This window comes from Thalassotalea euphylliae (assembly GCF_003390395.1).
GTDB classification, from domain to species: Bacteria; Pseudomonadota; Gammaproteobacteria; order Enterobacterales; family Alteromonadaceae; genus Thalassotalea_F; species Thalassotalea_F euphylliae_C.
The window spans coordinates 3,385,320-3,412,302 of sequence record NZ_QUOV01000001.1; the positions used below are offsets into that span (position 1 = coordinate 3,385,320).

Consider the following 26,983-nt stretch of genomic DNA (forward strand, 5'->3'; position numbering starts at 1 on the left):
GGTCAATAGCCATTAATTAACTTAAAGCTTATCGATTAGTTATCAACTGGCTAACGCGAATTGCTAACGGCTGATTAGCAAGTGCTAAGCAAACCACTAAGCATTAAAGCGCCATAAGGTTACGTGCTTTTCACTGAGCTGGCTGGTGCGTTTGGTCACTTTAATCACTTGGTTAAGTTGCGTTTGTGCCAGTAATTCAAAGTTATTCCCCAAGGTTTGTTGAACTCCTTCAAATCCCACTAGGTTTTCGCCATTAACCTTGATACCACCAAGCCACTTTTCTTTCGGGGCAACCTGAGCATCAAACTGATAATCTGAAGCTATCACTAACAAAGCACCGTCGTTCAAACGAGTTGAGACTTGCTTTAGAAACTGCTTCGGATCATAACATTGCTCTAGTACTTGCTGAGCGAGTATTACGTCATAACCGGTGAAAATATCTTTTAGATTCGTTGCATCGCCTTGACTAAACAGCACATTTTGGGCAGCAGATAAGCCAATATCTGCTAATGCAAGCTCATGAAAATCAACAATATCTCCCTCTTGCACCGTTTCAAAACGCACCGCTTCACCAAGTTGAAGTTTGACGCCGTGTTGAATATAGCGCGCAGAAAAGTCGACACCATCAACATGTGCAAACAAGTCCGCTAGAGCAAAACTCGTGCGGCCAACACTGCAGCCTAAGTCCAATAATTTCTCGGTGTTGGCATTGTGCTCGACAAGCCAAGTACGAACCTGCTCGGCTAATTGCTGCTGGTAATTACCACCGCTAAGACCGACATTTTGATAGTGACTTTGCAGTTGTTGGCAAACATCTTGATCTTGTTCAAAATGGTTGGCAGGCACTAATGGCATAGCTTGTTGCTCATTTTCCACATAACGGAATCCCGCATGTTGGAAGAAGTGGCGACGAAACGCGTAACGCGAACTCGCAATTGCTTCGTTACCGGTGGAAATCCATGAGCCGCCCTTAATCAAATTATGTTTACCGTCAAAGGTTGGCGTAGAAAAGTCATCGTATAACGGATGTACTTTAAAGCCTTCAAAAGCATCAATGCTCGACTCAGTCCATTGCCAAACATTACCCACTACGTCAAAAATTCCTTGGTTATCAAACTTATCGACAGGGCAGCTAGAGGCAAAATATTCTAGGTTTGTATTGCCTGGAGCCTCTTGCCAATCGGGTAAGTCGCCAGCGACTTTTTCACGCAGTACATACCATTCAGGCTCAGTAGGCAACCTGACATTGCGCCCCGTAATACTCGACTGCCAATTACAAAAGGCTTTCGCTTCTAAGTAGTTAACTTCAACTGGCCAATTTAAAGGTAATGGCATTTCCGACAATAGATTGCGCTGATAATAACCATCGTCTTTTTTCAACCAAAAACGCGGCATAGTCGCCTGTTTATAACTCAACCATTGCTGACCTTCAGGCGACCAATACGAAGGTGTTTGATAACCCCCAGCCTCGACAAAAGCCATAAACTCTTGGTTAGAAACTAAATACTTACTGGTGCGAAAATCAGGCACCTCTAGCGATACAGCGCCGTATTCGTTGTCCCAACCATAGGTGTTATCGTCGGCTTTTTTTCCTAGCTCAATCGCTTGTGCGGCAACTGGCAGCAATTCATTAATTGGTGCTTGGCCTTGATAAGGACATGACTGCCATGCTTCAGTCGGTGTTAAATCTTGCAATGGCAACATACGCATGATTACTGATGAGGTTTCCAAGTGAATTCGCTCATGCTCGCTGCCCATCAAAATGATCCAAGCAAGTGAATCTTGCGTGATGGGCAAGCTCAGTTCCATTGTATCAATTAACTCGCAGACCAAATCAAACACTTGATTGCGATATGTTCTCACTTCGTCAACACTTGGCCAGTCGTAATGTGCACTGTTGAGATCGTCCCAACTCATTTCATCAACACCCACAGCGCAAATCGCCTCTAGCTTTTCATTTATTCGCTGCTTTATAAACTTACCCAGCATCAGCTTGTTAATGTAAAAAGTTGCCGTATGGCCGTAATAGAAAATCAATGGGTGGCGCAATGGCTCTGGTCGTGAGTAAAACGCTTCGTCGTTATTGATCAAAGCAAACAACGACTCATAAGTTTGCCAGCTGTTGATAAAGTAAGCTTTTAATTCCGCGCGTTTTGCTGCAATTTGCTCGATGTTGCCTGATTGCGAGTCTGCTGCGGTTAAGTATGGGGTTTTTAGTTGTTGTTTCGTAATATTCATCATAAAAACGCATTATCCTGTTGTCAGTAATGCAATATTGTTATTGGGCTGATACCTAGTGAGTACACTACGAGTTAATTGCTCGCCTAGCTCACGGTGCAGTAAATTGCTTTTATTCAAGGCTTGGCCAGAGCGATTAATGCGTTTGGCCAACCAATCACTGCCTGCAAATAACTCGTACGCACTGGGTTCCTGCGTCTGCTTAGTTACGCATTTACTATCTAGACCGTTGTTTTGGTGATGTTCTTTTTCCCGAGAATACATTTGAACGGGTAAGGCTTGTTCAATAAACGGCGTGGCTAACAAAGCTCTTCCTTTATCGTTGTGATATGCCTCAAGTGCATCGACAAGGTTAGCAAGGGCAAATACCACATTGACATAAGGATCATATGCCATGCTAGCTGAGCCTAACCTATGCTCCACTCGTGCAGTTTTTTGCCAGTTTTGTTCGCTTAGCAACGCTTGGCTATGTTGATCATACAATATGACCTCAACGCCCATGGGTTGGTTGTGTTTGCCCCGCTCTTTGTAAAGCGCAATACTGCCTTGGTGGCCACCTGAAATGTCGGTTGGCGAGCAAAGTTCTTGTGCTAGACCATATTTGTTTTTCAGTGCAAGTCGTTCAAAGGCATCTGGCTCTGGCATAAATAACAAACAGTTCGCTAGGCTAGTATTGAGAAAACAACGTTGAAGTATTTCGCCGAAATTATCATGTGCAACTAAGTTTTTGCCGTCGCGATCAAGCACACTGACATTGACTTGAATGGCATTGGGAATATGAACAGCACGCACTTTTTCGGTAAAGATGTTTTTACTTCCGAGTGCTAATTGCCCCTGATCGCCAGACCATACCACTGGCTTAATTAGGGTTTGATCAAAGCCGTGCTGAGCAAAAAGTTTCGGCAACAGTTGCATAGCCTGCGCAAGGTTCTGTGCCTCTTTTAACGGCGATTGACCAGCGAATAATGACACGTATTCCCACTGATTATGCCAATACTCAGCAACTAACTGCCCCTCAATACCTGCATGTTGTAATGCTTTGTTAATGTGAACAAAATGTTCAGAGGATAACTTTCGCTCGCGAGTGTATTCTCGAGTTTTGTGCGAAGCTGATTCTCGATGGGAAAGTTCAGCGGCAGTAGCTGATTTGTTGTCGGCTTTAGTACCTGCTTTAGTACCTGACAATGCACGATTAAACGGTTCTTGATTCGCTTTGATTTGGCTTGAATGACAGCAGCCCTCCAGCTCAAAGTGAACTAGCGGCCTGTAACCGAGCGCTTCAATATGATCTTGGAAAATAGTAATTGCTCGCCTTGCGAGCGCGCTAGTTGTCATACCTTTTTCTCTATTGTTTTGGTACGGCTTTTTGCTTAGCTTTTGATTCAAATGCTTGCCCGTCTATTTAAGCTATGTGTATTACTTATTACCAACTTCAATTAATTAGTTGGCATTAATTGCAAACAGACCCGCTTAAGCATTGATTAACCTTACCCTAACAATATTGCACAACAAATAAAACAGCCAAGATTTCGCTATTATTCTTGAAAAATCACTACTTGGTTTTTACCGTTCATTTTTGCTTGGTAAAGCGCTTTATCAGACTGCACGTAGAGCGTTGCTCTATCTTGCATGCTACTGTCAATAGCACTAATACCGACACTACAAGTAATAGTAATTTGCTGGCCAGATTCATTGGTAAATAAGGCTTGCTGAATATTTGCCGCTAGCCGTTTGGCTATAGTTTCAGCTTGCTCTGCATCAGTTCTGGGTAAAATACACAAAAACTCTTCGCCACCAATGCGCCCTAGAACATCACCAACACGTAAAGTGTCTTGCGCAATTTGGCTAACCCGATAAATCACTTCATCGCCAAATGGATGACCATAGTTATCGTTAACTTGCTTAAAGTTATCAATATCAAACAACAAAATCGCTAAATCACCGTTTCTGCCATGACTGGTTGCGATGAGCTTATCTAAGTATTCAAAAACATATCGACGATTAAAAACCCCTGATAATGGGTCAGTAATTGAAAGCTCATAAATTCGTTTATTCTTGAGGTATAAAACAACTGCAATGGTCAACGCTAGTACTAGCGCTGTAGCTACACCAGCCGTAATGGTTATTTGCTGCCAAGTGCTTTGTTCTTTGCTCGCCTGCTGCAACGATTGCACCCTACTACGTTGCTCTAATAAGGAAAGTTCAACACTTTGTCGTTCCAGTTCCATGGCCGCGCGAACCCGAATAAGCTGCCTAGTGGAGTTACTAATGAGCAATGAAGAGTAAGCTTCATAATAGTCTTTCAATAGCTGATAACTTTGTTGATATTGCCCTCTGGCATAAAGCAAAGCGGCGCGAATTTTTTTGTTTTCCAGCGTCCAAGTAGTGCCAGCAAGTTCTGGCATTTTTGCAAAAATTTGCTCTGCACGAACAATGTTTTCTTCCGCTTCCTCCAGTTTTCCTTGTTTAATAAAACAGCTCGCTTTTTGCTTATAAAGCTCTGCATCATAATCTATCTGGCCGTTGAGCATTAACGCATTGTCTATGGTGGCTATCGCCTTTGCACAGTTGCCTTGTTCAGCATAAGTCATTCCCAATCCATAAGCGCCAAAGTAACTAATGTCTCGATTTGTGGTGTAATTTATGCGCTTTAAATACAAATTGAATTTCGCAATCGCCTTATCGTATTGCTTCATATAACGATAGGTTGACGCCAAGCCATAAATAGCCTCCGCAACAAAAGGACGGTAACCTAGACGCTCATAAGTGTCGAGCGCGCGATTATAGTATTCAATCGACTTGTCATATTCATTCATGTAGCCATAAACAGCGCCATAGGTTTCATTGATCACGGCAATAAGAAAGTGGTCATCCATGGCAAATGCCTCTACATAGGCTTCTTGTAAATCGGATAAAGAAGTTTCATAAAGCTCGGTCAGGCTAAGTGAGTATGCTAAATGTTGTTTTCCCCATGTGTAGGCGTAATTGAGGTTTTCATTTTTTGCTAGCGCCATTGCGGCCCTAAGACTCGCAATAGCTTGACCGTACTGCCCTTGGCGTTCGGCAACAACGCCACTATAAATGCCAATATGGGCTCGTATTTCAGGCGAGGTTTGATCAGTAATTAAGGCTTTTGCAGCAGCAACGGTTTGCTCAAATTCTTTGTGGAAATACAGTAAATCTTCAGCGTGGGCTTTGCGGTAAAGTAACCACAGATAAGCTTCATCACTGAGCGCTTGTTTATTGCTTTCAATGGCGAGCAGCTGTTGGTAAACCGGGTGTGGATTGCGATTAATATCATTGCCAATGGCTTTAAAATGTTCCACTGAGTAGCTGTTAGCTAAAACCAAAGCACTAAATAACCCAGCGCAAAAAAAGCAAGCAAGCATGATTGCACATCTAAATTGCAGCACTTACAACGTCCTTGTAGATGGTTAACCGATTAAATAGGGGTCATGATAACGCAATTCAAAAGCGTTTAACATTTGTACAAGAGGTTAATTTCAAACCTTATTTTAATAATTTTCTAGCTTTAGTTATTCATTAAGCGCTTAAAGTCTTTTATAGAAAAACCATTGAATAGTTGATCACCTACTTTGAGTACTGGTACAGCACGGAAGCCAAGGCGATTTAGCTCTTTTTGCCCTGCGGGTGTTTTAACATTCACCAACCGATATCGGTAATTATTTTCGTCTAAATAGCGCTTTGCCGTATCGCAATGAGGGCAACGGGCCATAGTGTATAAGACTATGCGTTTCATAAAGATAAGCCTGTCATTTTAGGGCCAAACCGAGTTAATAAGAATGAAGTTAACTAAAATAGAGTTAACAACAAAGCAAGAGTAGGCAAACTACCTCTTGCTTAACGTTGTTTATTTTCTCGTGAGTCGATGCTAGTAAAGCAAGGTATAAAGCTTGCGACGGTATTTGCTAGCGAGTGGGTCACCGTCTGGTAAGGCCTTCATCACATCTAGTAGTAGCTTTTTGCTATCGGCATCATCACGGGCAGTTTGTACACGATTAAACAGCAATGTAAGCGCATCTTCATGACGGTTAACCTGACTATACTGCGCCGCCAATTGCTGAATAAGCTGAGGGTCATCAGGTGACTCTGCAAGCTTAGCTTCTAGGGCTTGTAATTCAGGTGAGTTTGACGCCTCATTAGCCAGTTCAAGCTTAGCAACAACAGCTTGATAATAACTGTCTTGATCGACCATCATGACCGTATCAAGCAATGCTTGCGCATCTTCAGTTTTACCACAACTAACACATGCGTCAGCCAACACTAATTTAATATCTGCACGGCTATTATCTAAGTCGAAGGCTTGCTTCGCTGCCGAATACGCTTGGTTAGCATCGCCATTGGCTAGCGCAGCTTGTGCTTGAGCTAAAAATTCATCTTGCGGCTGCGGAAGATGTTTAGCCAAAAACTGCTCAATAGCTTCATCAGGTTGCGGGCCTGACAACGCATCAATTGGCTGCCCAGCTTTTACCAGTACCGCTGTTGGTAAACCTTGAATACCAAACTGCATAGCAATTTGCTGTTGTGCCTGACAGTCAACGTCGGCAAAAATAACGTGTTCACCAGCAGTTGCGGTTTTGCTTGCAAGCTTATCTCTTAGCTCAAGACTTTCTGGTACCTGATCAGCCCAAAAGGCCACCAATACAAGCTTTTCTTTACTGTCTTCTAGTACAACTTGCTGAAAGTTTTCTAACGTTAGCGATACTGCGTTCGGGTTCACGTTTTATCCTCAATGATTTTGTCTAATAACGTTAATTGGGGCAAAAAAAGTAATTTCAATCAAGTCGAATGCTATGATTTCCAACCGCTGATAATTATGGACGATACAGATTGAGACAAGCCTAAAGTGAAGCAAATAAGAAACTTTTACTTTTCAGTTTCGACGAACGCTACTTCATGGGCTGATTGAGCGGCAATATACTGCACAGCAAGCCATACTTGTTTGCGCCACTTATCAAGATGAGACGTTCTGTCTTTTGCGCGTGCTAGTTGATTAAATAAGAAAGGTTCTACGCGATCGTGATTCAATACATCGCGGCTGATTAACTTCATTCGCCAGTTAGGAAATTGACGACAGTCAATATTATCAAATACCAAACAGTTTAAAATTTTATGCCGAGCATCCGCTTTAATTGTTGCAAAGAGTGCATCTACTTCTTTCGCTTCACCTTCAAAGTACTGAATAAACACATCTTTAAAGCACAAAAAACCCGTAATGCCATAGGCTGCGTTTTTTACTTCGGCGCTGGCAACTAGCCTCTCTAACGAAGCACTATCAACAGGAACTAACGGCTGACTAATATAAAAATAGGCTTTCATAACTGATTGCAGAACACTTTCTCAAACTAACGTATCGGTTGTTCAAGACATGCCTAACCTTGGGTAAATCAAGTACTGATAATAGAAGTTACAGCTTAGTTTGCAACATTACGTTGAGTGAGAACTTGAGGTAGCACAAAAACTCTAAAAATATTTTTAATATCATACCATTAACTCACCTAACACCTTGCAAAAGTTTAACTAAACGCAAACGCTAGCAAACCAGCACCAAGCAACAAGCGATAAACCACAAACGGCATCATGCCGAGCTTATTAATTAAAATTAAGAAGAAATGAATACAAGCATAGGCACTAATAAACGATAACAAAGCACCAATACCGATATCACCCCAGACTAAAGATTCAGAATCGCTAATGGCTTTGTACGTTAAGTAGCTACCCGCCATGGCAATTGCAGGAATCGATAATAAGAAAGAAAAGCGCGCAGCATTGTCGCGGCTCAAGCCCAACATCAACCCCATGGTCATGGTAATTCCTGAGCGGGATGTACCCGGAATAATCGCAATGGCTTGTGCAACACCAATTAACATCGCTCCTTTAAAGCCAAGCTTTTCTAACGACACATTTTGTTTGGCCTTAATGTCAGCAAAGCCGAGCAGCACGCCAAACAGTATCGTTGTTGCCGCGATGACTAAAATTGAGCGCGAATATTCTTCAATATAATCTTTGCCGAAAAGGCCAAATAAGCCAGCAGGAATGGTTGCAAATAATATCCACCACGCCAGCTTGCCATCAAAGTTGTTACTAGCCCTGCCACTACTTGAAAATGAACCAATCCATGCCATAAACATGCGACCAACTTCTTCGCGAAAGTAAATCATCACAGCAAGTAGTGAACCAACATGTACGGCGACATCAAACGACAAACCTTGATCTGTCCAGCCAAAAAGCTGAGATGGTAAAATTAAATGTGCTGAGCTAGAAATTGGCAGGAACTCTGTTAGTCCTTGTATGAGCGCCAAAAGAATAATTTCAATAATATCCATAATTAATAATTGGTACTGGCTATTGGTTTATTAAAACAGGTTGTTGCCAAGGTAATGGCAATTGTTGAATGTGCTGGCTGGCTTGATCGTAGGCTTGCCACAGGCTTGCATAACTTTGCTGAGCAATTGGGTGACGTAACCTTGGCGCTATTTCCGCTAGTGGGCAAAGTACAAAAGCATTTTTTAAAATTTCATCACGCGGAATTTGTGCTGGTGAATCGGCGATACAATCGTCGTAAAGCAAGAGATCCAAGTCTAACGTGCGCGGACTAAACTTTACCGCATTCGGGCTGCGGCCATTAGCATACTCAATATCGCGTAGCACTTTAGCAACCTTATCAAGCGACATTGACGTATGAGCTCCAACCACTAAGTTATAAAACTCAGGGCCATCAAAGCCAACGGCTTCGCATGCATACAAAGACGATACTTCAAGCTGGCCAAAAGCTTGAGCTAAATCATCGAGCCCTTTGACCACATACTTTTCACGTTCAACATTGCTGCCAAGCGATATAAAAACTTGTGCCATTAGCTTAAATGACCACGTTCAATTTCAACGCCTACCGTTTGCGCGTTATGCACAGCCCCTGGCTTACCTATCGCTAATTTAAGCCAAGGAATTTGATATTCAGTGATCAGAAAGTTCGCCATGCGTTCGGCAAGTGTTTCGAGTAAATCGACCGGATTTTCATTGGCAAATTGCTCTAGTGCAACAGAGATTTCAGCATAATCTAACGTTTTAGCGAGTTCGTCATTCTCTGCTGCTAATCGCGTGTTCCATCCCATGGTTAAATCAATCACTAAAGTTTGCTTGATTTGCTTTTCCCACTCATAAAAACCAATCGTGGTTTGTATCTTAAGTCCTTGAATAAAAACTTTATCCACGCTTATTCCCAGCCATATCAGGATTTGCTAAATTTAACCGCGAGTTTACCTCTCAAGGTATAGAAAAACCAGTGCTATAAGCGCTAGAATGGCCAACCAATAACCAAGAACAAGCGTATTGATGGATTAAAGACGAGATGATTGTTACCGCAGCTATGATAGTGATTGCCTATTTGCTTGGCTCTATCTCAAGCGCGATATTGATCTGTCGACTTCTTAGCCTACCAGATCCCCGCTCTACAGGCTCAAAAAACCCCGGTGCTACCAACGTACTTCGCATCAGCAACAAAGCAACAGCCGCAACGGTATTACTACTTGATGTATTAAAAGGTACCTTACCCGTCTGGGGTGCTTACTTTATGGGAGTTGAACCAATATGGTTAGGGGTGGTTGGTATGGCTGCTTGTTTAGGCCATATGTTCCCTATCTTTTTTGAACTTAAAGGAGGGAAAGCCGTTGCGACTGCATTTGGCGTACTAGTGCCAATCGGTATTGACCTTGGAGTGTTACTGCTACTTACCTGGATTATTGTTGCCAAGTCGACCCGTTATTCGAGTCTCGCCGCCATCGTTACAGTATTGCTGGCACCGCTGTATGTTTGGCTATTAAAACCGCTTTATGTCTATCCGGTACTTATGCTGTCTGCACTAATAGTGATCCGCCACAAAGACAATATTTCTCGGCTGATTAAAGGTACGGAACCTCAAATCAGCTAGAAGCAGTAGTTTAATTAATAGTTAGCGCCTTACTTATCAGCAAATTCCCCGTTAACAAATTACCCGTTAAATCGCTGGTAAAGTATCAAGTGGCCAGCGCGGTGTTGCTTTAAAAGTTAAATCAGCTGACACACCCGCTTTCAAGCGCTGCATACCCGCATAAGCGATCATTGCGCCGTTATCTGTACAGAACTCAGGTCTAGGGTAATACACGTTACCACCAAGCTTATCTGTCACTGCTTCGAGCTTTTCACGCAATGAAGTATTCGCACTTACACCACCAGCTATAACTAAGCGTTTTAAGCCGCATTGCTCTAGTGCGCGGCGACATTTAATTGCAAGAGTATCAACCACAGCTTCTTGGAATGCATAAGCGATATCAGCATACGTTTGTGCGCTACTGTCTTCTTTGGCAATCGTGTTAGCGGCAAATGTCTTTAAGCCACTAAAACTAAAATCTAAGCCCGGTCGGTCGGTCATCGGCCTTGGAAACTTAAAACGACCTTTTGTGCCGTTTTCTGCCATTTTTGCCAATACTGGGCCACCTGGGTAGTCTAACCCCAACAGCTTAGCGGTTTTATCAAATGCCTCTCCTGCCGCATCATCGACAGATTCGCCGAGTAACTCATAGTGACCTATGCCATCAACACGCACTAACATGGTATGCCCGCCAGAAACTAGTAAGGCAACAAAAGGAAATTCAGGGACATCATCTTCTAACATTGGCGCGAGCAAATGCCCTTCCATATGATGTACGGGTACCGCAGGTAAATTCCAACCATACGCTAAACTGCGGCCAATTGAACAGCCAACTAATAAGGCACCAACAAGACCAGGGCCAGCGGTGTAAGCCACCCCATCAAGATCTTGAGGTGTCAGGTTTGCTTCAGCCAGCACTTCTTTAATCAATGGAATGGTTTTGCGTACGTGATCACGCGATGCCAGTTCAGGTACTACTCCGCCATAATCAGCATGTACCGCAATTTGGCTATAAAGGCGATGCGACATAATGCCTTGCTCTTCATCATAAATTGCAATACCTGTTTCATCACAAGAAGTTTCAATACCTAAAATTCGCATAATATCCGGTAAACCTATTAGCCTTTAAAACTGCCACCAATACGAAAATTGACGGTGCGCAGAAATTGATGGTGCGTAAATCGCGAATTGTACTGTTTATTTACGCATACGACTAGAGCGCAAAACTATCAGCTCCGATATATAGCAAAAACCTTTGGCTTTATTTGCTTTAAACCTCTGACTCAGGATTTTTACGTAATATGCACTCCAATGCTGTCAACTAGCCAAAGTTTGGTGTACCGTGCTATTTCAGTGGTATATCGAAATCACGTAACAGACAGCTAAATAACCTGAGGTTTGGGTAACTAATAGTGAATGGCAGATTAATTCAATCACTTATATTTATCTTACTCTTCTAGCGAAAATAGCCTCTAGAAGTACCTTAGTTATCCAGAGCTAAGTTTAGTGAATCTTATTAGAAAGGCTTTGATGCCCGATGGCAGTGACACAAATCCTTTGATTATGTTGTGGTTTTACTCTTGGTGGGCAACTAGTGTTTTAACTATATGTTTTTTCGTCTTACGTATTTCAGTCTATTTTTCGCAGTGAACTTGTTCTTTGTACTTGCTAGCTCCGCAAACGGTAAAGCTTTGCAAGCGAGTGATATAAAAGTAACTCATCAAACTAATGCACTAATCGCTTCCAATTCTACTACCCATAAACCGATAGTGATTGCCACCAAAGGTGATTGGCCACCTTATTTGTTTGTAGACGGCAATGGAACATTCCAAGGCTCAGATTATTCCCTACTCAAATCGACATTAGACGATCTCAAAATACCACTTAGCGTCGTTCCTTACATACCACCAAAGCGGAAGTATTTGATGTTTCAGCAAGGTGATGTGTCAATGTACATTGCTACAACTAAAAACCGTGAACGCATGAAATATGGTTATTTCTCGATCCCTTATCGACAAGAGCAAGCCATTGCGTTTTGTTATCAATCTAATTGCCAAAACTATCAAACCCTAGCGGATTATCTCGCGGCTTTTCCTTCCGCTTTAGTTGAATATAATGCTACCGGATGGCATGGTGAAACCTTCAAAATGCTTGTTGAAAATAAACCTGCACAATTTCGTCATAGCGATAACCTAGAGCGACGATTAAAAATGTTGATCAGTGGTCATGTTGATATTATCTTCGGCGACGCCAGTGCCATAGAACTTTACGCTCAAAAATACAAGATAAAGTTGAAAAAGATAAAGTTACCCGTCAATCAAACTGAAGTACATTTTTACTTCAGTAAAAACTCAGTTGATAAAGCCTTTATCAAGCGTTTTAATCAAGCGCTTGCTAAGCAATTAGCTAAACCTTAAAAGTTGAAACACCCTCTTTTTTCTTCCGCTATGACTTAATAGAGTCCTCATCGGTACCTTGAATTTGTCAATGTGATAATCCCATCTGCTACTTGCTTCAAATTAAGTAAACAGAGAATCATTAAAATAACCATATACAAGGCTAATTCTCGCTTTACAATTGGCGTAATAAAGCATAGAATGCGCGCCCCAATTAACACAATATGAGCGTATAAACGTTAGGTCTAGTCGCTGTTAACAACTAACAGTAATAACCGAAAGCGTTTATAGATTTATATAGAAATATTAAGGTAAGAGGCATATGCCAGTAATTAAAGTAAGAGAAAACGAACCATTTGACGTTGCACTACGTCGTTTTAAACGTTCTTGTGAGAAAGCAGGTATTCTTTCTGAAGTACGTCGTCGCGAGTCATACGAAAAGCCGACTTGGGAACGTAAGCGTAAGAAAGCTGCTGCTGTTAAGCGTGCTGCTAAGAAATTATCTCGTGAGAACGCACGTCGCGTTCGTATGTACTAATCACTGTTTTACTCTGTTAAAACAATAATTAGTCAACTTGCTTGAGACTGAAAACATGAGTTTGCTTGTTCAATTAAAAGATGAAATGAAAGTCGCAATGCGCGCCAAGGAAAAAATTAAACTTGGTGCAATACGTATGGCGCTTTCGTCAATCAAACAAGCGGAAATCGACAATAAAACCGAGCTCGATGATGCTGGTATTATTGCAGTGTTAACCAAAATGGTTAAACAACGCAAAGAGTCGATTACTATGTACACCGAAGGTGGTCGTGAAGAGTTAGCCGCTAATGAAGCAGCCGAAGTTGCCGCATTAGAAGCCTTTTTGCCAACGCCTCTTACCGACGAAGAAATCGCAAAAATGATTTCTGATGCTATTGCCGATACCGGAGCCAGTTCAATGGCCGATATGGGCAAAGTTATGGCAGTATTAAAGCCTGCAATGCAGGGTAAGGCCGATTTAGGCGCTGTCAGTGGTAAAGTTAGAGCAACTTTAAACGCATAATTTTCTTGTTGCTTTTAAAGCAACAAGCGATATGCAAAGAAAACCGTGATGTTTTGCATCGCGGTTTTTTTATGTCAGAATGCTCTGTTATGCGGGTATTTATCTTTGGATAGTTTTCATAAAATCTCGACTCGCGTTGCCGCTATAATGATAATAACTTAGGTAGTTTTGTTCCCAGCCATGGCCGGATTAATCCCACGACAATTTATAGATGACTTGCTTGCTCGCACTGATATCGTAGAGCTTATCAATGGCCGCGTTACCTTAAAAAAAGCGGGTAAGAATTATCAGGCTTGCTGTCCGTTCCACACTGAAAAAACACCGTCATTTAGTGTTAGCCCCGACAAACAGTTTTATCACTGTTTTGGCTGTGGTGAGCATGGCAACGCCATCTCGTTTTTAATGGAATACGACCGACTTGATTTTGTTGATGCAATTGAAGAACTCGCGTCAATGCAAGGCATGGAAGTGCCGCGCGAAGAGCGCAGTCACACACCTGAACAGCAGCGTAAATATCAACAAGCCCAACAACAAAAACAAAGTGATTACCAATTACTAGAGCAAATTTCACGTTTTTATCAGCAACAATTGCGCGTTGCCAGTGACAAAGATGTCGCGATTAACTACCTGAAAAGCCGAGGGCTGTCTGGAGAAATCGCCAAACGTTTTGGCATTGGCTATATCTCAGATAACTGGGATGGCATGATGAATACCTTTGCTCATAACCATCAATTAGCCAAGCAACTGGTTGATCTCGGGATGGCAATTGAAAGTGAAAATGGTCGCCGCCCATACGACAGATTTCGCGGTCGCATTATGTTTCCCATTCGTGAGAAGCGAGGCAAAGTGATTGGTTTTGGCGGTCGAGTACTTGGCGATGGCACGCCTAAATACTTAAACTCACCGGAAACTCGTATTTATCACAAAGGCCAAGAACTCTATGGCCTTTATGAAGCCAAACAGGCAAATAAAAACCTACAGCGACTGGTGGTCGTAGAAGGCTACATGGATGTCGTCGCACTTGCCCAGCACGGTATTGACTATGCGGTAGCGTCGCTTGGCACCTCGACCACAGCAGAGCAATTGCAAACCCTGTTTCGCACCGTTAATGAAGTGATTTGTTGCTATGATGGTGACAGAGCTGGTCGTGAAGCAGCGTGGCGTGCCATGGATAACGCCCTCCCCCTAGTGCGAGATGGCGTATCGTTAAAATTTGTGTTTTTGCCTGACGGCGAAGATCCTGACAGTTTAGTGCGCCAGCAAGGGCAACAAGCCTTTGAGCAAGTGCTAGAACAAGCACAGCCTTTGTCAAAATTCTTGTTGGAGAACCTTATCGCCAAAGTGGACATGACCAGTTTAGAAGGTCGCGCCTCACTCGCTGAATCTTTCCAACCGTTCTTAAATAAAATGCCCGCCAGTATTTTAAAAGAAAGTCTGATCAATGAAATTGCCAATAACTTTGGTACGGGTAGTGAGCATTTAGCCAAACAGCTTAGCCAAGCCTCACCATCACCGGCGAAAGCTCAAGCCAAGGCTAACACGCCAACAAGAACAACACCGGCAAGGCTTGCTATTGCACTTTTACTTGAATCACCAGCATTGGCACAAACGCTGCCAAATCCACAAGTACTCGGCCAGCTAGATCAGCCCGGTGTAAGTTTATTAACAGAGCTGCTTGAAATTTGCACGCGCAGCCCCAATATCAACAGCGGTCAAATTATTGAGATGTACCGTGACCGTGTTGAAGGTAAACAACTTGCCAAACTATTGTGTTGGGAACATCAAATAAATGCTGATAATGCCGAGGATGTATTCCTTGATAGCATTGAAAAGTTGCTGAATACCTTAGTTGAACAACGCACCGAATTACTGCTGCAAAAAGGTCGACTAAATCAATTAACAGCACAAGAAAAAAGAGAATTACAGGCCTTGTTAAACGAGCAATCGCTGTAACAAGATCTGACAATATGTAACGCAGTAAACAATGAAAGCGCTGGCAATTTTATCGTCAACTTGCTAGAATTTATCGCTTACTGTTCTTATTTTGATAGCCATAAATAGGTGGACATTCGTCAATGGATCAAGCCCCACAATCTAGACTTAAAGAGTTAATAACCAAAGGTAAAGAACAAGGTTATTTAACTTTTGCAGAAGTTAACGATCACCTCCCTCAAGACATTATCGATTCCGATCAAGTTGAAGATATTATTCGCATGATCAACGACATGGGTATTCAGGTATTTGAAAATGCCCCTGACGCCGATGAACTGATGATGAGCGAGGCCAATACTGATGAAGATGCTGCCGAAGCTGCTGCTCAAGCACTTGCCACGGTAGAGAGTGAAATAGGCCGCACAACCGATCCGGTACGTATGTATATGCGTGAAATGGGTACGGTTGAACTACTAACGCGTAAAGGCGAAATCGTTATCGCCAAGCGTATCGAAGAAGGTATCAAAGAAGTACAACGCTCGGTAGCCGAATACCCACCAGCGATCAATTTCCTATTAGATCAATGGGACAACTTTGTTGCTGAAGAAATTCGCTTAAGTGACATTATTGTTGGTTTCTTAGACCCAGACGCTGAAGACGATGACGTAGCCGCAGCGGCAACGCACGTTGGCTCTGAATTATCAGAAGAAGAATTGGAAGATGAAGATTCAGATATCCAAGATTCTGACGATAGCGATGATGATAGCGAAGAAGAAGCCGATACAGGCCCAGATCCTGAGCTAGCTAAAGAAAAATTCACTGCTCTACGCGAAGCTTATGAAGCAGCGAACAAAGTGATTGACGCTAAAGGTCGCGGCCACGCTGATTCAGAAAAAGCAATCGACGCACTAGCTGACGTATTCAAAGAATTCCGCTTAGTACCAAAAGTGTTTGATCGCCTAGTGAAGAACATGCGTGACGTAATGGATCGTCTGCGTGTACAAGAGCGTTTAATCATGAAGCACTGCGTTGTTGGTGCAGGTATGCCAAAAGCTACCTTTATCAAAATCTTCCCAGGTAATGAAACATCATTAGACTGGTTCGAAGCACAAAAAGCCTCTGGCGAAAGCTACGCGAAACGCTTATCAGACATTGAAATGGATGTTGAGCGCAGTATTCTTAAGCTTAAACAGCTAGAAGAAGAAACTTTCTTAAACGTACACGGTATTAAAGATATCAACCGTCGTATGTCAATCGGTGAAGCAAAAGCTCGCCGCGCGAAAAAAGAAATGGTTGAAGCGAACTTACGTCTTGTTATTTCAATCGCGAAAAAATACACCAACCGTGGTTTACAATTCTTAGACCTTATCCAAGAAGGTAATATTGGTCTAATGAAAGCGGTTGATAAGTTCGAATACCGTCGTGGTTACAAGTTCTCAACTTATGCAACATGGTGGATTCGCCAAGCAATCACTCGCTCGATTGCCGACCAAGCACGTACCATCCGTATTCCTGTGCACATGATTGAAACGATTAACAAGCTTAACCGTATCTCACGTCAAATGTTGCAAGAAATGGGTCGCGAACCAACACCAGAAGAGTTAGCAGAGCGCATGGTGATGCCGGAAGACAAAATTCGCAAAGTATTGAAAATTGCTAAAGAGCCTATTTCAATGGAAACGCCAATCGGTGACGATGAAGATTCACACTTAGGTGACTTTATTGAAGATGGCAGCGGTGAACTTCCAGTGGACTCAGCAACATCTGAAAACTTGAAGCACGCAACACACGAAGTACTAGCAGGCTTAACTGCCCGTGAAGCCAAAGTATTGCGTATGCGCTTCGGTATCGACATGAATACTGACCACACGTTAGAAGAAGTTGGTAAGCAGTTTGATGTTACGCGTGAGCGTATTCGTCAAATCGAAGCAAAAGCGCTTCGCAAGCTTCGCCACCCTTCTCGTTCAGAGCAGCTTAAGAGCTTCTTAGACGGCGAGTAATTGGTCAGCAATGAGTTACACTCATTGAATTCCTAATATAAAAAATCCAGCCTAGTGCTGGATTTTTTATACCTTTTCACTTTCACTTTAACCTTTTACTTTTAACCTTTCAGTAAAACGCAATGGCAAGTAAAACAAGGCTTTCACTTAACCTGCTGCTAATTTATCTACTTCTGATGTCGTATCATCAGCATCTTTTTTAACTCTCGGTGCGGTTGAATATACAAAAACTAACATTGGCTTCTCACACTCTTCCTGCAGCAGCTTTAACGTTTCTAGATTCGCTTCTGTCAGCACTGAATGCTGTGTTAACAAACACTGCTCTAGACGGTCAAATACGTCTTGAGCAAGCACTTGCCCAGCTCTTAATTGGCTAATAGTACGTGGAAGTTCATACTGACAGTCAGGTAATGGCTGGCAAAGTAGCTTCTCGGCTTTGAGAATAAGTTTGCCGTTAAAGTATTTTTTCATCACGGGTTTAAGAGTTTTAAAAGCCGCAACGGGTTGATGTAACTCGCCATCAATTTGACCGCAAATATATAGGTCTAAAAACACCACTAACGAAAGTATTTTCGCGGCCAAAGCATACACCGAATTGTCTTGCTGAAATGGCTCCGCATCGTCAAGTTGGCAATGAGTACTACCCCAAACAAAATAAGCACTGCTTACGATTTTTGCACTTGCACTCAACATGGGCGTATCTAGCAAAATATCACTGCTTAACTGAGGTAGTTTTTGCCAGATATGTAATGCTTGGGGTTTTAGTTCTTCCAATGGCGTGCCTGCTAAATTGGCATCTTGTTCAGTCAACGCAATACGATAGAACAAGCCCGCCAAATAAATTGCATTCCCCAATTCCATCGGTAACCCAGCTTGTTCTGCCAATATTTTGGCCTGTTGTGCAATACGGTTGGCGTGACCAGAGGTGTCTTGAGTGTGACTGGCCACCAAATTAGCCGACAAATTAATCAGATCATTATGTGAATTAACAAGGCGCTCTGTTTGCTGTTGAGAATGCTCATTACTTGACAGCATCATAGTGCTGATTAGCTCACTCGCCTCACTTTTATCTTTAAGATATTGGTTTTTTTGCTTCAGCTTTTTAACCGCAAACGCTCGTTTATTTTCTTGCTTTAAGTCATTAATCAAGCGCTCTAGTGTTGTCAGCAACACATCGTTATCCCAAGGCTTGTCTAAGTATGCTTGAACATGCCCCTGATTAATTGCCGCTTGCGCCATTTCGGCATCGGCGTATCCCGTTAAAATCACACGACGCGTTTTAGGGCTCAATTTGTAGACGCTCGCCATCAAGTCAACGCCATTCACCTCTGGCATCTTCATATCACTAAGCATAATATGTGTTGGCGACGACTCAAAAAAAGCCAGCGCTTGCTGAGGATCGGTAAATCCATGCACTTGGTAACGCTTAACCAATAAACGTGTTAAGGCTTTTACGATTTCTTGCTCGTCGTCGACAATTAAAATTGACGGCTTCATGATACTTCTCCACAAATAACAACTCGATATTTAACTTTTGCAATATGCATCTCTTTGCAAACATCTATGACTTACAACACCTTTACTTTTACCTTTAACTCTATTTATTGCTTATTACGCTTGAGGCAAATACAGCGCTGCATCAGCAGCACGTTGCTGCCATGATGCTTGTCGAACACTCGACACTCGCGCTTCTTTCTCTTGCACGCTAGCGCGTCTGCTGGCAGCAACAATAGTTTTAGCGAAGCTGTGTTGCTCACTCGCTACCTCAACTAAATGCTGGTATTCAGCCAACGCATTAAAGTAGGTGCTGGCAATAGGTGTACCGCTAGCCAAATATTCACGCAGCTTTAACGGGTTGCACATACGTATTTGCTGACTGTTTTTAAACGGTAACATCGCCACTTGCCAATGCCGTAAATAGGCTGGCAAAGCGTCATGAGGTTTAGCGTCCAGAAAGTAAATATTCTGTTGATTTTCAAGCAAACTGACATCGCACTCAATATTACCAATTAGCACAAAATTCCAATTAGGCAATGCTAAGGCACTTTCCAGCAATAATGCTTGGTCAAGCCATTGCGATATACTGCCATAAAACCCAGCAATGGGTTTTCCTAGCGGTAAATCTTGCGGCCAAGGAGTGCTTTGACAACCATTATTGACACTGTCTGATTGAAACAACTGGCAATCAACGCCATGCGGAATAACCACGGTTTTATTTTCAGGCAGTTTACCGAGTAACGGCTGACTCGCAGCAAATACCATGCTTGCTCGTTCACACAACTCTTGCTCTTTGCTAACCACAAATTCATGATCAACACCGGCCAACGCACTAAAATCATCGCCACAATAATAAACGCAGTCACATTCTTGCTCAGTGCTTTCAAAAATCGATAGGTAATCGACCGCTGTTGGTAGTGACGTCCAGACGATCGGACGGCCTGACAGTGCATCTATGGCACTAGCTAACTGCCGTTTCAGTAAGAATTTATTAAGCCATAGCAATATCGGCTGATCGGTACAAGGAAGCACTAGCGGATTTATCACTGTAAATTGATACGGGCTCGACGGCATTTTTTGTGCTGTACATTCATCTTGTACATCTTGTTCACGTGGCCCGAACTGCTCATATTGCTCATTCATGCGCTTACCAGCTTTATCAGTTGTATCGAAAAACCGAGCCTTGAGCTTGCTAAAAATACGGCTAATATCACGCCAGCTAAATTTCGGTTTACGCAACCCAATCGAGTTAATCCAGATAATATCTCTTTGCGTGCTCAGTACTTTTACTAAGTGCTGGGTCGAGCTTGGATGTCTCCCCCAGTCTTCGCCAAAAACGACCATAGGGCGACTCGTTTCGCTGTTGCCCTTAGTCGCAGTCGCTTGCTGAGCTTGCGGGTCATGAGTAACTTGTTCTCTTTGCTTCGGAGCATATGACTTATTCATTACTTACTCCACTATCTATTTTAACGACTTTAGCGACTTAACAACTTTTGCTGGAGAACCCGCAGCCAAGACATACTCAGGTAAGTCTTTGGTCACCACACTACCAGCCGCAACTATGGTTCCTTTACCTATGGTGACTCCCGGCATCACTTTTACACCAGTGGCCAGCCAAACATCGTCATATAACACAATATCGCCCACTTGCTCTTCAGTATCCGGTAGCCCTTTCGCTCTTGCTTGGGCGTCAACAGGGTGACCAGGATAGCCAGCTAAATAACAGTCGCCCGCAATACGCACATTGTTGCCAATCACCACATTGTGCCCCACTGAAATTGAAGTACGCCAGCCAATGCCCACATTATCGCCAATCACTAACTTAGGTACTCGATTACCGACGGCTCGGCCACTAATCGTGGTCATTGCTGCCAATCGTATTCGGTCACCCATATAAATATCTAAACTGCCAATCACCACAGGCAAACCGCCGTACAAATAAAGCTTTTTAGGCTGGTTGCATACTCGCGCTTTAAATATAGGGGTGTAGTAAAGTATGCGTAACACATCACTAAAACATTGTTTAAGCAACACATGCAGGTGATACAGCACATTAAACACTAATGGCAGATTGGGCATTTCAGCCGATTTAACGACTAACCAAGCTTTCTTAATTAACTTGGCTAACCAATTATCACTTGTTTTCGCCCATTGCTTGGCATAATGAATACTAAAGCTTTGCATACTGCCTCCTGCTCATGTGAGCTCAATTACCACTTTTGTGTCTGCTAGCAACCTGTGACGCAGATCTCTCGCTAATTGCTAGTTCCTAGTTACAAGTTGCTATTTGCTGTTTTTGAGTTGCAGAAATCGAACCAAAAATTAAAAACATAAATAACAGTTACTTAATCAGAAAAAGAAAACCTAATTGCAGATTGCAAGCTGGAAACTTATCAAATTGAAAGTGCTTTTGTGATTTGCGAATAACAGTTTGCTGCTCGATACTGCTTACTTATCGCTTTGCCTTTTGCCGCGATACGACGACAGCGTTTCGGGTTGTGAATAAGCCTTGCCAAGCATTGCGCCAATTCAAGTGGTGATAATGCTTGATACTTGGCACAGTCTTTACCGTCTTCAAGCACTCTATCCCAATAAGCACCATCACTTGGCACGACTACTGCCAGTTTTGCTGCTAGCGCCTCTAAAATTGCTAAGCCAAAAGGCTCCTGCTCAGAAGTAGAAACAAAAATACTGGAACGGGCACGCAACTGAGCTAAATTTTCTGGTTGCTCAAACAGCCTGACATTCGGCGGTAACTCTCTGCTCAAGCTATCAATATCTACACAGCTCGATTCACCTACAGGTGGTTTGATATAACAAATATTGACAATAAAATGAGTTAACCCATAGGTGCTACGCAGTATCTTGAGTGCCTCTAGCAGCACATCTAATCGCTTCCATTTGATCAACGAGGCGCTCCATAAAATTTCGACACCTTGCTGTTTGCCATTGTTTTTAGCGTGGTTTTTGGCGCTGTCTTTTCCGTTGCTTCTAAACTCGCGATGAACTTTGATTTCACCTTGGTCAATCGCATTGGTAAATTGCTCGACCATTGTTGCGGGCTCGCGACTGCTCGCAAACGAAAAACTATTGAGAAATCGCCCAAGCGCTCGCTTTACGGACGGTACTGCCGTTGTAAGCGAGAAAATTCGAGCTGCTCTTGAAAGCCCAAAGCCCGCCGATCTTGAATCAGGAACAGGCCCTTGAACGAGCTGAATTAAGGTGGAGCGTTTACAAAACTGTAAAATAGCCAGCGCGAAATCAACCGTTGGACCAGAAAGCCCAACTATACGAGCAAAGCCACCCGCTTCTTTGTTTAATCGCAATAACTGCAAGGCGTAACAGAGATGTTTGAGATAAAACGCCACACCATATTTTTTGTCGCGTAAACAGGCCGGTGTCGATAGCGGATAACAATACACAGCTTCATCTTGCCACGTAGCGACATCATTAGTGGCAACCCAAACTTCAATATCGTGAGGTAATTGGGCTACGAGCCTTTTCGCCACTTGCTTCGAACCACCAAAATAGGCGACAGGATCAAATACTAAAATTCGCTTTGCCATAACAACCTCCAACACGCCCTGATGCGCCCTAACGCGTATCAATGACGACTATGCATATCTACTAAATTGCTTATTTACTGAGTTACTTATCGACCTAGGTGAATACTTTCTACCTATCCGCTTACGTTCTACCTGAGCGATTATTTGGCTGTCACTTGACGCACACCAAGCTGCTTGAGCCCTTCTGAGATTTTGCTATTCATTTTCGCCAACAATGTATTGCTTACTTGTAACAACTGATAACTCACAAACCATGTGAAACTTTTTTGGCTGCCACGAGCGACAGTTGCTTGATAACAAGCGTCTAATTGTTGGAACTGATGCTGACAACTAAATGATTGAGCAATATGGCGCTGCGCAGCATTAGCAAAACCTTTAAACCTTGATGGATGGCGGGTATATTCGCTAATTGCTTCAGCTAAGGCTTTGATATTGCCAGCAGGTACTAAGCGAGCATTAACATTGTCTTGGTAGATTTCGTTGACACCTGGCACATCTGTGGTGATAACAGGTAAATTAGCAAGACTCGCTTCTGCCAGTGTTAAACCAAATACTTCCTCACTAGGCACAGAAACAAAACAATCGACATTACTTGAATAAAGCGCTGCAACATCTTGTTGTTCTCCTAAAAAGAAGACTTGCTCACTGAGTCCTAGCGACTCAACTTGCATCATCAAGCGATGCTTTTCTTCGCCTTCACCGACGATGGCAAGTTTAACTTGTGGCTGGCTTGGCGCTCCCGACATCACTTGACGCGATGCTTGTGCCTTAACTTGAAAAGAGCCTTGAGAAGAAACTTGAGCAATAGCTGAAATTAGCGTTGCTAACCCTTTACGTTCGATTAACGAGCCAACATAGAGCATCACAGTATCTTTGTCCGTTGCGCCTACTATTGAGCGTAAGTCGGTAGGTTGTTCAGAAACTGCACGTTGTTGCTCAATACCGTTATAAATAACAGAACAGGATTTTTGATTGGGCTCAGCCTGACGAAAAACCTCTGTCACTGAATGGCTAACACCAACCGTAAAATCGGCGCCAGCAAAACCAAGTGCTAGGCGATCAAAATACTGATAACGGGCATGCAAATGCAGTAGCAAAGGCACCTTTAGGTATTTACAAGCTAATGAGAGCCATTGACAGGGTGCGCCGTTGTTACAATGCACCAGCTGAATACCATAGCGTTTAATCAATTTTCTAGCCGTTATTAGCTGGCGAATAAACGATCCAAACTGCCACCTTGGTTTGAACCAATAACCAATACAAACCATTGGCTGGCAAATCACTTCAATACCTAGCTGTTTAGCTTCATCAGCCAGTAATTGGCTATTACACCAAAGCACAGGTTGATAACCCTGTTGTTGAGCGCTGCTGATCATATCAAGTAATACAATTTCACTGCCTCGTAGCCAGTTGTCACCAAAATGCACGTAAAGTACTCTCGTCACCTGATGGTCACGTTCGACATTTGCTTTGTTACTGTATTCGCTAATCACTTGAATCATAACTACCTCAACAACTGATATACGTTATGCGCCCGTAAGGACGTTTGCTTATTAATATTGAGCAAATGGCAGACCAAGTGTTTAAATCATCGACTAAGCACCTGTAATAATTAAATAATTATTAATTTTGGAAAGATTATTTGAATACCAACACAACCGCTTATTTGCGATTTGCAACTTGCATGTAGGGGTGAGTGGGCTTGTCACTGCAGTTTGCAAAAAACTGCTCAGTAAATTTATTGAGGGCAATAACCAAAGCCACTTGCAAATATATCGGCCAGATAAAGCCTTGCGTTAGGAAGGTACCCGAGATAACAAACCCTGCGATACCGGCAGGTGCGGCACAAACAACCACACGGATCATAGGTGCCAACAGCGCTCTTCGTGGATCATTAACTAAACGCCAACTCACCCGAAAAGTAGACACAATTAAGCAGATGAACAAAATCAAGCCGCCAAAGCCGGTTTCTGCCAACACGCCGAACCAAGTAGAATGTACCGCATGGTTCAGACCATCCCAATGAGCACTATAGAAAAAGTAATTAAAATAAAAATTACTTATACCAACCCCGGCAATGGGATTGTCCAACGCCATATTCCACGCCGCTTGCCAAGCGTAAAGGCGCCCCATCGCAGACTCATCTATACCCTCTTCTGCCGCACCGCCAGACGAACGTTCGCTAATACCAGCGACAGCAAATAAAACAATTAGCGCCAGCCCTCCACCACTAAACAGTAAGACTTTTGACTTCACTCTTTGGTAGGCAAACAAGCCAACAACGGAGACCATGCCCAATAGGCCGCCACGACTTTGTGTGGCCAGTAATGCGAACACCAGTACGATAAAGATTACTGCCCCGAATAAGCGTTCAAATCGAGATAAACCTTTTTCAAGCGCTGCACCAATCGCAAACGCCATGGGGTATAGCAATACCAACGCAAGATCGTTAGGGTCACCCAATAAAGAGCCGATATCGCGCCCAATGGTAACGCGTGTTCCTTCAACCAAACCAACGCCATTAGCTTTGTTCATCAATGCAACGACCGCAACACAGGTTCCTGCTAACAAGTAGATTCGACAAGCATTAACAAAATGAGACTCAGCTCGCATCATCCAGGCGATAACAAAGGTCATGAGAATAATCTTGCTGTAAGTGCCTGACCATGAATTCATTGCGACCCCAACATTGGCCGAGAATGGCAACGCAACCGTGACCAAACCAAAAAACGCCATCAGGTAAGTAAATTGGCGGCACCAATACGGCGGTAAGTTTTGAATAATCGCCAAGCGCAGAAAAATCACCATCAAAGCACCTAGCGCGAATAACTGCGGTAATTTAAGTGGCGACAGCATCGGAAAAACTTCGTGAATTCGAAAAAATGAACACACCACAAAGCCAAGCACCACGTAGAAAGAAAAACGCACAACACCCCAGATAACAAATGGCACTAAGCCTATCGCTACCAACAAAACAGGGTGCGGAAAAAAGTACAGCGCAGCGCCAGCTAAGACAAAGAAGAAGCCGTAAAGCGAGGTACTTAAAACAGGCCAAACCATGGCGATACCTCAATAAATTGACCAATAAAGTTTGCTAAAAACGCACCAGCAACAGCCAGATTAAAATAGGCAAATTGATACGGTAACGCCAAGCGACGTTGACTCCAGCAATAAAACAGTAGTACGCGCACTGTGTAGGCAATGACTAAGGCCGCCAGCGCACCGTTAATGAAAAAGTCAGGAACAAGCAGTACCAATAACACTGCCCCGACAGCAGAAGCAATCAAGTTTATATACATTTGTCGCTGGCTGTCTGCGTCGATGTAACACCCAAGATTCAGTAGTTCAGCAACTAACTTAAGTGCCGTACAAAGCAATAACCAAGGTAATATCAACGCTGCTCCATGATAGTCGCTAGGAGTTAACCAGCGAATGAGACTTGGTCCTACTAGCCCTAGAAGGCCGCAAGTTAATACCGCCAGTACAGCTCCTAACATGGCAAAGCGCGCATTAACTGCCTTGCCATCGTCTGCTTTTAGCACGCTAAAACGTTTTGGGTACCACCACAAGGTAAATGGCTGAATCAGTAAAGTCGGCACCAGCGCAAACTTTATGGCGATAGCATAGGTTGCAATATCAGCAGCACTGAAATGCGCTGCTAACAACCAACGATCCATACCGGAAAGCGCAAAGGTAGCTACGCCACCAATGAAAATAGGCCAACCGTAGTTACAAATAGCGAGTAAGTGCTTAGTGCTTACCGACAAGCCAGTTTCTTTTATTTGAATCACACTGAGCCAAATGGCAACCACGACTGAAGATACCGCGCCAGATGCTAAAATACTCTTTACCCCCCAGCCCTCAGCCAACCAATAGAAAGACAGTCCAACTTGAATTACGACTTTCACCATAGTGACTGAAAAAAACAGGCGAGCACGATTAGTAATTCGCAGCCATGCCAGTGGCACATTAATAATGCCGCCAAGCGCTAGCGCAACACCAAGTAAATAAACTTCTTCACCCTGAATTTGATCAGGCAATAAGGTTGCCAATTGCGGGCTGAAAAAATGGAAAACTAAATAGGCTCCGCCACCGACAAACATCGCCAACAGCAAACATTCACCGGCGTGTAGTCGCTTTGTTGCTTCACTTTCAGCCAAGCCGACAAAACGATATAACGCCTCAACTAAACCAAAGCCCAGAAATATAGAAAAGACGTTGGCGAATACCACCAAAACTTCTAAGCGCCCATAGTCTGCCGTTGATAAATAATGGGTATAAACAGGCAGCATTAATAATGAAATCCCCTTCATAAAAAAAATCGCTAAGCCATAAAGGGCTGAATCGCTGAGTAAACTTTTCACTTGTCGAGATAACATGGCAACAA

The 26,983-nt window shown here is 43.1% G+C and carries 23 protein-coding genes; 6 read left to right on the top strand and 17 right to left on the bottom strand.

The features are described 5' to 3' along the window. Positions 1-96: 96 nt before the first annotated feature. From ovoA to folB, 9 genes are all read right to left on the bottom strand, one after another. Entirely contained in the window at positions 97-2,238 is a 2,142-nt protein-coding gene (gene ovoA, locus DXX92_RS14950; RefSeq protein ID WP_116002458.1) for a 5-histidylcysteine sulfoxide synthase, read from the bottom strand. Positions 2,239-2,250: 12 nt separating this feature from the next. After that, positions 2,251-3,573 (bottom strand): hypothetical protein, encoded by a 1,323-nt coding sequence (locus DXX92_RS14955; protein WP_116001177.1) that lies wholly within the window; start codon positions 3,571-3,573, stop codon positions 2,251-2,253. Positions 3,574-3,773: 200 nt separating this feature from the next. Beyond that, positions 3,774-5,564, bottom strand: a complete 1,791-nt coding sequence (locus DXX92_RS14960; protein ID WP_181901761.1) for a tetratricopeptide repeat-containing diguanylate cyclase — start codon at positions 5,562-5,564, stop codon at positions 3,774-3,776. Positions 5,565-5,770: 206 nt separating this feature from the next. After that, a complete protein-coding gene (locus tag DXX92_RS14965) occupies positions 5,771-5,998 on the bottom strand; it encodes a glutaredoxin family protein (protein ID WP_116001179.1) in 228 nt (75 codons plus the stop codon). Between the two features lie 132 nt (positions 5,999-6,130). Beyond that, positions 6,131-6,979 (bottom strand): co-chaperone YbbN, encoded by an 849-nt coding sequence (locus tag DXX92_RS14970; RefSeq protein WP_116001180.1) that lies wholly within the window; start codon positions 6,977-6,979, stop codon positions 6,131-6,133. Between the two features lie 146 nt (positions 6,980-7,125). Then, positions 7,126-7,578 (bottom strand): BLUF domain-containing protein, encoded by a 453-nt coding sequence (locus tag DXX92_RS14975; RefSeq protein ID WP_116001181.1) that lies wholly within the window; start codon positions 7,576-7,578, stop codon positions 7,126-7,128. Positions 7,579-7,775: 197 nt separating this feature from the next. Continuing rightward, a complete protein-coding gene (locus DXX92_RS14980; protein ID WP_116001182.1) occupies positions 7,776-8,585 on the bottom strand; it encodes an undecaprenyl-diphosphate phosphatase in 810 nt (269 codons plus the stop codon). 19 nt (positions 8,586-8,604) lie between these two features. Next, positions 8,605-9,114 (bottom strand): 2-amino-4-hydroxy-6-hydroxymethyldihydropteridine diphosphokinase, encoded by a 510-nt coding sequence (folK, locus tag DXX92_RS14985; protein ID WP_116001183.1) that lies wholly within the window; start codon positions 9,112-9,114, stop codon positions 8,605-8,607. After that, positions 9,114-9,470: a dihydroneopterin aldolase gene (gene folB / locus DXX92_RS14990; RefSeq protein ID WP_116001184.1), complete on the bottom strand. Its 357-nt coding sequence runs from the start codon at positions 9,468-9,470 to the stop codon at positions 9,114-9,116. The genes folK and folB overlap by 1 nt, the downstream gene beginning before the upstream one ends. 137 nt (positions 9,471-9,607) lie before the next feature. Here folB and plsY point away from each other — a divergent pair, with 137 nt between their 5' ends. Next, complete coding sequence (gene plsY, locus DXX92_RS14995) at positions 9,608-10,186, top strand: glycerol-3-phosphate 1-O-acyltransferase PlsY (RefSeq protein ID WP_428977345.1); 579 nt, start codon at positions 9,608-9,610, stop codon at positions 10,184-10,186. Positions 10,187-10,252: 66 nt separating this feature from the next. Here plsY and tsaD read toward each other — a convergent pair whose 3' ends face one another. Beyond that, entirely contained in the window at positions 10,253-11,266 is a 1,014-nt protein-coding gene (gene tsaD, locus DXX92_RS15000; RefSeq protein WP_116001185.1) for a tRNA (adenosine(37)-N6)-threonylcarbamoyltransferase complex transferase subunit TsaD, read from the bottom strand. 551 nt (positions 11,267-11,817) lie between these two features. Here tsaD and DXX92_RS15005 point away from each other — a divergent pair. The 5 genes from DXX92_RS15005 to rpoD all read left to right on the top strand — a co-directional run bounded on the left by DXX92_RS15005 (position 11,818) and on the right by rpoD (position 17,533). Further along, positions 11,818-12,582 carry a substrate-binding periplasmic protein gene (locus DXX92_RS15005; protein WP_181901762.1) on the top strand — a complete coding sequence of 255 codons (765 nt, stop codon included), beginning with the start codon at positions 11,818-11,820 and terminating at the stop codon, positions 12,580-12,582. 301 nt (positions 12,583-12,883) lie between these two features. Beyond that, positions 12,884-13,099, top strand: coding sequence for a 30S ribosomal protein S21 (gene rpsU, locus DXX92_RS15010; RefSeq protein ID WP_074500846.1), 216 nt, complete (start codon positions 12,884-12,886; stop codon positions 13,097-13,099). Between the two features lie 55 nt (positions 13,100-13,154). Continuing rightward, on the top strand, positions 13,155-13,601 hold the full coding sequence (locus DXX92_RS15015; protein WP_116001187.1) for a GatB/YqeY domain-containing protein: 447 nt from the start codon (positions 13,155-13,157) through the stop codon (positions 13,599-13,601). A gap of 180 nt (positions 13,602-13,781) precedes the next feature. Further along, a complete protein-coding gene (gene dnaG / locus DXX92_RS15020; protein ID WP_116001188.1) occupies positions 13,782-15,554 on the top strand; it encodes a DNA primase in 1,773 nt (590 codons plus the stop codon). A 122-nt stretch (positions 15,555-15,676) separates the two neighbouring features. Then, positions 15,677-17,533 carry an RNA polymerase sigma factor RpoD gene (gene rpoD, locus DXX92_RS15025; RefSeq protein ID WP_116001189.1) on the top strand — a complete coding sequence of 619 codons (1,857 nt, stop codon included), beginning with the start codon at positions 15,677-15,679 and terminating at the stop codon, positions 17,531-17,533. 147 nt (positions 17,534-17,680) lie between these two features. Here the strand turns inward: rpoD and DXX92_RS15030 are convergent, their stop codons facing one another. From DXX92_RS15030 to DXX92_RS15060, 7 genes are all read right to left on the bottom strand, one after another. Then, on the bottom strand, positions 17,681-19,030 hold the full coding sequence (locus DXX92_RS15030; protein WP_116001190.1) for a response regulator: 1,350 nt from the start codon (positions 19,028-19,030) through the stop codon (positions 17,681-17,683). Positions 19,031-19,144: 114 nt separating this feature from the next. Continuing rightward, positions 19,145-20,476, bottom strand: a complete 1,332-nt coding sequence (locus DXX92_RS15035; RefSeq protein ID WP_116001191.1) for a glycosyltransferase family 1 protein — start codon at positions 20,474-20,476, stop codon at positions 19,145-19,147. 15 nt (positions 20,477-20,491) lie between these two features. Then, complete coding sequence (locus DXX92_RS15040) at positions 20,492-21,214, bottom strand: acyltransferase (RefSeq protein WP_116001192.1); 723 nt, start codon at positions 21,212-21,214, stop codon at positions 20,492-20,494. 209 nt (positions 21,215-21,423) lie between these two features. Next, a complete protein-coding gene (locus tag DXX92_RS15045; protein WP_116001193.1) occupies positions 21,424-22,596 on the bottom strand; it encodes a glycosyltransferase family 4 protein in 1,173 nt (390 codons plus the stop codon). A 140-nt stretch (positions 22,597-22,736) separates the two neighbouring features. Then, a complete protein-coding gene (locus tag DXX92_RS15050) occupies positions 22,737-24,098 on the bottom strand; it encodes a glycosyltransferase (RefSeq protein WP_116001194.1) in 1,362 nt (453 codons plus the stop codon). Between the two features lie 160 nt (positions 24,099-24,258). Next, positions 24,259-25,656: an O-antigen ligase family protein gene (locus tag DXX92_RS15055; protein WP_116001195.1), complete on the bottom strand. Its 1,398-nt coding sequence runs from the start codon at positions 25,654-25,656 to the stop codon at positions 24,259-24,261. Beyond that, positions 25,638-26,975, bottom strand: coding sequence for a lipopolysaccharide biosynthesis protein (locus tag DXX92_RS15060; protein WP_116001196.1), 1,338 nt, complete (start codon positions 26,973-26,975; stop codon positions 25,638-25,640). Before DXX92_RS15060 ends, DXX92_RS15055 begins: the two co-directional genes overlap by 19 nt. Positions 26,976-26,983 lie beyond the last annotated feature (8 nt).